Raw genomic sequence first — 8,173 nt, forward strand, 5'->3', positions numbered from 1 at the left:
CAGCAGCTTGGCCATGGAACACCTCCCTCCCTGCGCTAGTAAGCGCTGTTGAGTACCGGTACACCGTAACGCTGACTACCAGTACTTAGCAAGACAGACTAGGGAAGACATGGATCGGCACCGCTCGTCCGGAGGTCCACGGCCATCGCGAACGGCCCCCAACTCACCTGTGTTGTCAGGTGAGTTGAGGGCCGTGCGTCGACGGGGGAGAGCTCGGCGCCGCTAGTGGTGCCGCCACCCACGGTTGTGCAGGGTCGTCACCAGCACCTCGCGCAGATCCCGGGTGACGCTGAGCTGGGCACGGCCGGTCGGCCGGCCTGCTGAGTGCTCCAGGTGTACGTCCTCGACGTTGACGCCGGCGCTGGAGGCGTCGGTGAAGAGCCGGGCCAGTTCGCCCGGCTGGTCGCCGATCATGACCGTCACCGTCTCGTACTGTTCCGGAACGGTGCCGTGCTTGGCGGGGATCCGGGCCCGTCCTGCCTGTCCGCGGCGCAGCAGGTCCTCGACGATGCGCGCGCCGTTGCTGCGCTTGTCGTCGTCGGTCGCCCCCATGGCCCGCAGACCCATGACGGCGTCGTCCAGGCTCTCCGACAGCTCTTCGAGCAGATCGGCCACCACCAGCGCGTTGGCATCGAGGATGTCCACCCACAGGCCCGGGTCCGCGGCCGCGATACGGGTGAGGTCGCGTACGCCCGAGCCCGCGAGGCTCACCATGCGCTCATCGGCCGGTTCCAGGAGGGCGGCGACCAGGCTTGCCACCAGGTGCGGGGCGTGCGAGACAAGGCCGACCGCGCGGTCGTGGGCCGCCGCCTCCATCAACACGGGCACGGCCCCGCACACCGCGACGAGTTGGAGTGCGGCGTTCAGGGTGTCGGTGTCGGTCTCGCTCGTGGGCGTGAGGACCCAGTTGCACCCGTCGAAGAGGTCCGCGCGGGCGGCGAGCGGCCCGCTGCGCTCGCTGCCCGCCATCGGATGGCCGCCGATGTAGCGTGCGTTGTCGCAGGCGAGAGCGATGACGTCCTGCTGCGGCCTGGCCTTGACGCTGGCGACGTCGGTGTAGTGCCGCGCCACGTCTTCGGCCTGCAGGCGTACGAGGACGTCGGCCACCAGTGCCGGCGGTACGGCCACGATGGCCAGATCCACCGTCTTCGGCGGTTGTTCCACGGAGCCGGCGCCGAGCGAGGACGCGATCTTGGCCGAGACGGGATCCGAGTCCCTCAGGTACACGCCGACCCCGTGGGCCTTGAGGGCCAGCGCGACCGAGGTTCCTATCAAACCGGTGCCGACCACCAGGACATCTTTCATCGAGACCATTTCCACTCCTGGGTCGGCAACGGAGCGGATGCGGTGGACGCACCCGGGCGTTGCTCAACGTTCCGATGGTGTCTACCGACGGATCGTGCTTAGTGGTGGAGCCCACTTCCTGAGCGCGTGCTGTCCGGAGCCGTCCGGACCGGCCGTCAGCCGCTCGGCAGGAGCGACGGGGACGCGGTCGCCTCGATGAGGCTGAAGTTCGACTCCCCGACGGGCAGCACCCTGGTCCTGACGAGGCCCACAGTGGCGAACAGCTTGTCGAACTCCGACAGCGTGCGCTCCCGGCCGCCGAGGAGCACCAGCATGCCGAGGTCGCTCCAGCGTGCCGGATGGGGTTCGGTGGCCTCGGGCACGAGGAGTTCGCACACCAGTATCCGGCCGCCGGGGGACAGCGCCCTGAGGCTGGCGCGCAGAATGTCGGCGGCCTTCTCGTCGTCCCAGTCGTGCAGCACGCTGCCCAGCACGTGCACGTCCGCACCCTTGGGGAGCTCGTCGAAGAAGTCACCGGTCACCAGCGTGCACCGGTCCCGGACGGGGGCGAGCGGGGTGTCGTGCGCCGCCAGGTCGATCACCGAGCGGCGATCGAACAGTACGCCGCTCAGGTGTGGTTGGGCCTGCAGGATCGCGGAGATCACCGTGCCCGTGCCGCCTCCGATGTCCATGACCGTGCGCGCCTCGTCCCACACCGGAAGTTCGGCCAGGCCGCCGTAAAGGCGCTTGGCCCGCTCCTTCATGCGGGTGTTGAAGGCGGCCTCGGTCGTGGGCTTCGTGTCCTGGTCCACGAAGAAGGTCTCGCCGTGGGCCGCCGGGAGCGGCTTCCTGTCCGCCGCGGCGTCGGCTGCCCGCAGCCAGGCCCGGTACGAATCCAGGTTGGACAGCGTGGCCCGCATCGACACGGCCGAGTCGGCCTTGAGGACCGCGCCCAACTCCGTGGGGGCAAAACGCCCACGGTGATTCCGGGCGAAGAAGCCCGCACCGGTGAGGGCGTTCAACAGGCTCATGAGCGGCTCCGCCGCGAAGCCGACGGTGTCCGCGAGTTCCTCGGGCGTCGACCCGTCCGGCGCACAAGCGTCGGCCACACCAAGCCGCGCGGCTATGGCCAGCGCATAGGGAAGCACCGTGACGATGCTATCGTCCGCCATCAGCAGGAATTCGCGCACGACCGGATCGGGCACGGCGCGCACCAGCTTTTCCAATTCAGTCAGCGTACTCGCCCCACTCTTAGTCGATGCCCGTCGGTTTGCGAAAGTAACTGCGCCGTCCGCCGGCAGAGATGTGCAATTCGGGTTCATGGAAGCATTTCCATCCTCATGTGCCACGCCTACGAGGATTCCAGAAGGCGGCTGAAAATCACAGATTCACATCCAGATTTGGGCCCCCGTCCGCCCGTTCAACGGTCAGGGTGGACGTGGATGCCGTTCGACATTCCGTGAAGTAATGGACGGGCAGCCGGAACACGCTCTATGGTCGGCCGCGACGAGGTATCCGCTGAATACCGGCGGACGTGGGCGTCCGCACCGCTGTCCTGTCGACGGGACAGCGGAAGGCCCCGGCAGGGCAAGCCGCGCCTTCGTGCGCGCCGGAGTCACTGCCGATCAAAATCATCGAGGTTGCCGAACGCCTAATGCTCGCTCTCGCGCTGGTCGGCGGTTTCGCCGTCATGGCCGCGCCGGGCATATAACCCGTTCCGCAAGGCATGCAGTACCCGAAACACCTGAAAAGGAGCTGACGCATGAACCCACTCGGCGATGGTGTTCTGGAGAAGGCTGCGGCGGAGTACGCCGAGCAGGGCTTCTCCATCATCCGCAACGTCGTTTCGAAGGAACTCCTGGAAGAGGTGAACGCCCATGTCGACTGGCTCACCCGCAAGTACCCGGACCTTCGTCCCGAGCACTTCCACCACCCGCTGATACGCAACGACGCCTTCTGGGCGCGCCTGGTCTCCGACTCCCGTCTGGTGGACATAGCGGAGTTCTTCCTCGGCCCGGATCTGGCGTCCTTCACCGCCCACTACATCTGCAAGCCTCCGTACGACGGACAGCCCGTGCTGTGGCACCAGGACGGGGCGTACTGGCCGCTGAGCCCCATGGAGGCGCTCACGGTGTGGCTGGCCGTCGACGAGTCCACCACGGAGAACGGCTGCCTGCAGATGATCCCGGGCAGCCACGCGCTGCCGCTGCACCAGCCGTCGTCCCGCACGGACACGGACAACATGCTGTTCTCCTCCTCCGACGAGAACCTGGTGCGAGAGTGGGTCGAGGAGCGCGGCATCGTGCACATCGAGCTCCAGCCGGGGGACGTATCGATCCATCACCCCAACCTGCTGCACTGCTCGGACCCGAACACCTCCGCCAAGCGGCGGTGCGGTCTCGACATGGGCTACATCTCGACGAGCACGCAGACCCACGGCAACGGGGTCTACATCGACCCGCTGCTGGTACGCGGCAGCGACACCAAGGGCCTCAACAGCTACCGCCCCTTCCCCACTTACCAGGAGGGCGAGACGATTCCGTTCGCCGGCCAGGACGAGTGGGACGACCAGGCGGCCAAGCTCAACGCGGCCCTGCCGGTGCGTTCCCAGGACCTCTCCGAGAGCCCGATCGAGACGACCCGGCACATGATCGACCGGCTGCGCGAGGGCACCACGTCCCGCTGAGCGCAGCGGGAACACAGCAGCATCGGCCGATGGCCCACCGCGGACACATGCGGTGGGCCATCGGCCGTTGGCTTGTGCCGTGGACCCCGGTGACGGAGTGGCGGTCGATGCGCCGGCCGCTGTGCTGGTGGAGCCGGATCGTGTGGTCGTCCCCGAGGGATCCCACGAAGACGCCCGCGCGCCTCCCCGCGAGATCTGCGGGGATGCGCGCGGGCGTCCTCCGGCGCACCCAGGACCCGATCTCCCGGGCAGGGCGCCGCGAGCCGCGTACCGCGTCAGTGCCAGGAGGTCAGCAGCTTCAGCAGTTCCTCCGGCGCCTTCAGGAAATCGTGGTGTCCGCCGTCGACGACGCGGAACTCGACCGAATCCGCGTACTGACGCCAGCCCTCGAGCTGGTCGAGAGTCATCTCGGGGTCGTCCCGCCAGTGCAGTACGACGATGGGGCATCCCACCGCGACGGGCTCCGTCCGCCGGTACTCACTCGCGGCGGCGAGATCACGCAGCAGCACGGCCAGGCCCACATCGATCATGTCCGGCCGCGGTTCGATGCCCCGGCCGCGGACGACCGATTCCAGCTCGGCGCGCAGCTCGGATTCGGTCATGGCGAGCATCCGGTCGCGCGAGGCGTCGTGCGGTGCCGGCTGGCCCGACACGAAGAGGCAGTCCGGCTGGCGCAGACCCCGTTCGGCGAGCCGAACCGCGGTCTCGTACGCGGGAAGCGCGCCCGCGCAGTGCCCGAAGAACGCGAACGGCCGGTCGGAACGCGGCACAAGCTGTTCCACCAGGCTGGCGGCGAGGTTGTCGTAGGTGCCGTAGTGGGGTGCGGCCAGCCGGTTCTCGCGGCCGGGAAACTGCACCGGGCTGACCTCGACGTCGTCGATGGCGGTCGGCCAGGCGCTGAACGCCGAAGCTCCGGACCCTGAGTAGGGGAAGCAGAAGAGCTGTGCGCGGTGATCGCCGGACTGCGGCCGGACGAACCACGGCGACGTGGCGGTGGCGGTGCCGGATGTCATGGCGTCCTTCGTTTCTGGGCGACGATGGGGAGGTGGGTCATCCCGGCGATGAAGTACGACCGCAGGTGCTGCGGTTCGCCGGCGAGGTCGATGGAGCCGAACCGCTGGAGCAGCTCCTCGAAGAAGATGCGCAGGGTCAGCCGGGTCAGCGGCGCACCGATGCAGAAGTGCGGCCCGTACCCGAAGGCGACCTGGCGCTTGGCGTTGCTCCGCGTGATGTCGAAGTCGTGCGGGTCGGTGAACTGGGACGCGTCCCGGTTGGCCGACCCGATCCAGGCGACGACCGCCCCGCGGGCCGGGATCGTGCCTCCGGCGATCTGGACGTCCTCGACGGCGTACCGCATGAAGTTGCAGGCGGCCGAGGTCCAGCGAAGGCCTTCCTCGACCAGGTTCGGGATCAGGCTCGGGTCGGCCTGTGCCTTGGCGAACTGCTCGGGCCGCTCGATGAGCGCGTGCACGGTGCCGGAAACGGTGTGCGGGGTGGTGACGTTGGCGCCCAGCAGGATGCTGTAGCCGTCGAGCGCGATCTCCTCGTCGGTCAGCGGCGCGCCTCCCGGGCGGACGCTCATGAGGTGGTGGAGGAGGCTGTCGTCCTCGCCTCCGGACGCCCTGCGCTCCTTGACCCAGTCCTTGACGTAGGTGACCAGCTCGTGGTGGGAGATGGCCAGGGTCGCGGCCTCGCTGCCCTGCAGGAAGTGCGGGTCCGAGGGGGCCGTCACCATGGCGGTGAGCTGGACGAGTTCTTCCCAGTCCTTGGCGGGGATCCCGAGGAGCGGGCCCGTCACCAGGGCGGGCAGGAGCAGCGCCTTCTCGGCCAGGTCGAAGGTCTCCCCGTCGAGTGCGGGCTGCAGGAAGCGCACGATCGTCGTGCGGATGCTGTCCTCCCAGGACTTCACCGCCCGAGCGGTGAGCTTGGATCCGAGGGGCCTGCGGACCTCGGTGTGCCGGGGCGGGTCGGTGGACGTGAGGAGCACTCCGGCGGCGACGTCGTCGGTCCCGAGGTGGGTGGGTACGGTGCCGCGCTCGGAGGTGAACTCGCGGTGGTCGCCGAGCACCCGGCAGACGTCCTCGTAACGGGTGACGGACCAGAACTCCCGTCCGTCGGCCAGGACTTGGTGGTGCAGCGGCGCCTTCTCCCGCATCGCGTCCCAGACGGGGTGCGGGTCGCCCGACGTGTAGAGGTCCAGGTCGAACAGGTCGACGCTGTCGAGGTCGATGTCGCGGGGGGCGCCCGGCATCAACCTCACGGCCGGGCCCTTCCCTGCTCGATCAGCTCGGCGACGCGCGCCGGCGTCTGAGCCAGGTAGAAGTCGCGTACGGACAGCTGGACTTCGTAGTCCTTGGCCACTCGGTCGATGATCTTGATGCCGGTCAGCGAATTGCCGCCGAGCGCGAAGAAGTCATCGTCCGCCCCGACGTCACTGGCGTCGAGGTACTCCTGCCACAGTGCCGAGACCTCCCGCACCAGTGGCGCGGGCGCACCCGAAGGCGCGCCTTGTCCCTCCGAAGCCTCGTCCTGCCCCTCTCGCTCCTTGACCTGCGGCGACGATTCCATAGTCAGCCTTTTCCTTCCTGCGCCGAATGGGAGTGCCTGCCCACGCCATCACGGCCGCTGAGGGACTTTTCCGTTGCCTCGTCGGCGAGATGGATCCTTTGAATGGCTGAAAGGAGTCCGGGGGATTTCTCCTGGTGAATTATTCACACCCGGGGGCCATCGCAAAGCCAAGATATTTGGCCGGGAAGTCCCGCACAAGAGATGACAGTGCGCGAAGGCCCCCACAGAGCGCCGGTGTCCCGGCAACAGGACAGGAACTCACGCTCTTTCCTGCCCGGTTGCCGGGGCGCCGGGCGACTCTTTCGCGCCCGTGACATGTGCGGATCGGTGCGAATCACATCATCCGCTCAAGGAGTGCTCGAAGAATGCTCAAGGCCGACTAAGGGCAGCTGCGCGCAGCGAAGCCGACGCGTTCCGGAACCGTTACGGTGACGGACGGAAATGACCTGCTCGGCAGCTTACCTGGCATGTCGAAGAATTTGACTGTTGAAGGGGAGGGACTTCCTTGCTCAAGTCACAAAGGCTCGCGGTGCTGCCCATCGACCAGTACGACCTGGATTCCGAGTTCTCCGTCGTTGACGGCCATGCGTACGGAGGCGAATACGACGCCTTCACCTTCGGTTCGTGGTCGTCCCACGTCCTGGCCAACGGCAGCGGCGCGGATTCCGACACCTCGTTCCGCCCCCACGACGGCCGTATGGCCCTCACCGACCTGGGCAAGCAGTTGCCGGGCATCATGTCCCTGGTGACCGAGCATTTTCCCCTGGACCGGTTGCAGTGGGTGCGCATCTTCCGGGCCGAGGACGCCATCCTCGCCCCGCATGTGGACTTCCTCGAATGGGCCGAACCCGGCACCAGGCTGCAGATTCCGCTGCGCACCAGCGAGGACAACCTCCATTCGGAGAACGACACCGTCTATCACCTCCGCCGCGGTGAGGTCTGGAAGATCCACACGACCGATCCTCACTCGACACGCAGCTCCGCCGAGACGGCCCGTCTCTCCCTCTGCCTCGACTTCTCGGGCGCCGATGAGCCCATCGCGATCCGGGGGGAAGTACCCGCGACCGAGCCCGTCCGCATCATCGAACGGCCCGAAGCGTCCGAAGCGGAGCTCAAAGAACTCCTCGGTGTCGGCAGCAGCTTCTCCCCGGAGTCCATGCGGTCGGAGTTCCGTCGGTTCGTCGAGTTCCACTTCGAGCGGCGCTCGCATGCGGCCCAGACGTACGACTGGTACGAAGAGGCGGCGCGGCTCACCGGGGACGCCGACATGGCCGTGAAGGCGCGGGCGTTCGGCACTTACTGCATCCAGAAGCGGGCCGACGGGGAGGTCTTCCTCTGGTGAGTGGTCTCGTCACCGTCGGCCATCGGGGCGAGGGTCCTGCGGTCCGGCGAACCGGCCGGCGCAGCGTCAGGTCCGGTCTCCGAGCGATCCCGTTGGACGAACCGCCCGCCAGGCTCGGTGAGTTGCAGGCGGGCGGTGCCGTGAAGAGAGGCCGCTGAACTGGGCGTTCGCAGTGCGGGCACACACCTCCACTATTCCGTCTTGCTAAGTACTGGTAGTCAGCGTTACGGTGTACCGGTACTCAACAGCGCTTACTAGCGCAGGGAGGGAGGTGTTCCATGGCCAAGCTGCTG

At 67.6% G+C, this 8,173-nt stretch carries 7 protein-coding genes; 2 read left to right on the forward strand and 5 right to left on the reverse strand.

Translation table 11 applies throughout. The features are described 5' to 3' along the window. Nucleotides 1-222: 222 nt before the first annotated feature. Nucleotides 223-1,305, reverse strand: coding sequence for a prephenate dehydrogenase (locus ACZ5U5_RS39650; protein ID WP_469031498.1), 1,083 nt, complete (start codon nt 1,303-1,305; stop codon nt 223-225). A gap of 155 nt (nt 1,306-1,460) precedes the next feature. Next, nucleotides 1,461-2,510: a methyltransferase gene (locus ACZ5U5_RS39655; RefSeq protein WP_469031491.1), complete on the reverse strand. Its 1,050-nt coding sequence runs from the start codon at nt 2,508-2,510 to the stop codon at nt 1,461-1,463. A gap of 536 nt (nt 2,511-3,046) precedes the next feature. On the opposite strand from ACZ5U5_RS39655, the gene ACZ5U5_RS39660 reads away from it, so the two are divergent. Further along, entirely contained in the window at nt 3,047-3,970 is a 924-nt protein-coding gene (locus ACZ5U5_RS39660; RefSeq protein ID WP_469031493.1) for a phytanoyl-CoA dioxygenase family protein, read from the forward strand. Between the two features lie 275 nt (nt 3,971-4,245). Here the strand turns inward: ACZ5U5_RS39660 and ACZ5U5_RS39665 are convergent, their stop codons facing one another. From ACZ5U5_RS39665 to ACZ5U5_RS39675, 3 genes are read right to left on the reverse strand one after another with little or no spacing between them, the layout of a single operon-like run. Continuing rightward, a complete protein-coding gene (locus tag ACZ5U5_RS39665; protein ID WP_469031494.1) occupies nt 4,246-4,983 on the reverse strand; it encodes a thioesterase II family protein in 738 nt (245 codons plus the stop codon). Next, nucleotides 4,980-6,221 (reverse strand): cytochrome P450, encoded by a 1,242-nt coding sequence (locus tag ACZ5U5_RS39670; RefSeq protein WP_469031500.1) that lies wholly within the window; start codon nt 6,219-6,221, stop codon nt 4,980-4,982. Before ACZ5U5_RS39670 ends, ACZ5U5_RS39665 begins: the two co-directional genes overlap by 4 nt. A 5-nt stretch (nt 6,222-6,226) precedes the next feature. Next, a complete protein-coding gene (locus tag ACZ5U5_RS39675) occupies nt 6,227-6,538 on the reverse strand; it encodes an acyl carrier protein (RefSeq protein WP_469031495.1) in 312 nt (103 codons plus the stop codon). 505 nt (nt 6,539-7,043) lie between these two features. On the opposite strand from ACZ5U5_RS39675, the gene ACZ5U5_RS39680 reads away from it, so the two are divergent. Then, the gene (locus ACZ5U5_RS39680) at nt 7,044-7,880 is read left to right on the forward strand and encodes a putative nonproteinogenic amino acid hydroxylase (RefSeq protein ID WP_469031497.1); all 837 of its coding nucleotides are present in this window, start codon (nt 7,044-7,046) and stop codon (nt 7,878-7,880) included. The last annotated feature ends 293 nt before the right edge of the window (nt 7,881-8,173 follow it).

Source organism: Streptomyces sp. NPDC033177 (assembly GCF_055577715.1).

What these genes read in the sequence shown, in the direction of transcription:
- ACZ5U5_RS39650 (WP_469031498.1), bottom strand. Translation starts at nt 1,305, where the DNA reads ATGAAAGATGTCCTGGTGGTCGGCACCGGTTTGATAGGAACCTCGGTC.
- ACZ5U5_RS39660 (WP_469031493.1), top strand. Translation starts at nt 3,047, where the DNA reads ATGAACCCACTCGGCGATGGTGTTCTGGAGAAGGCTGCGGCGGAGTAC.
- ACZ5U5_RS39665 (WP_469031494.1), bottom strand. Translation starts at nt 4,983, where the DNA reads ATGACATCCGGCACCGCCACCGCCACGTCGCCGTGGTTCGTCCGGCCG.
- ACZ5U5_RS39670 (WP_469031500.1), bottom strand. Translation starts at nt 6,221, where the DNA reads ATGCCGGGCGCCCCCCGCGACATCGACCTCGACAGCGTCGACCTGTTC.
- ACZ5U5_RS39675 (WP_469031495.1), bottom strand. Translation starts at nt 6,538, where the DNA reads ATGGAATCGTCGCCGCAGGTCAAGGAGCGAGAGGGGCAGGACGAGGCT.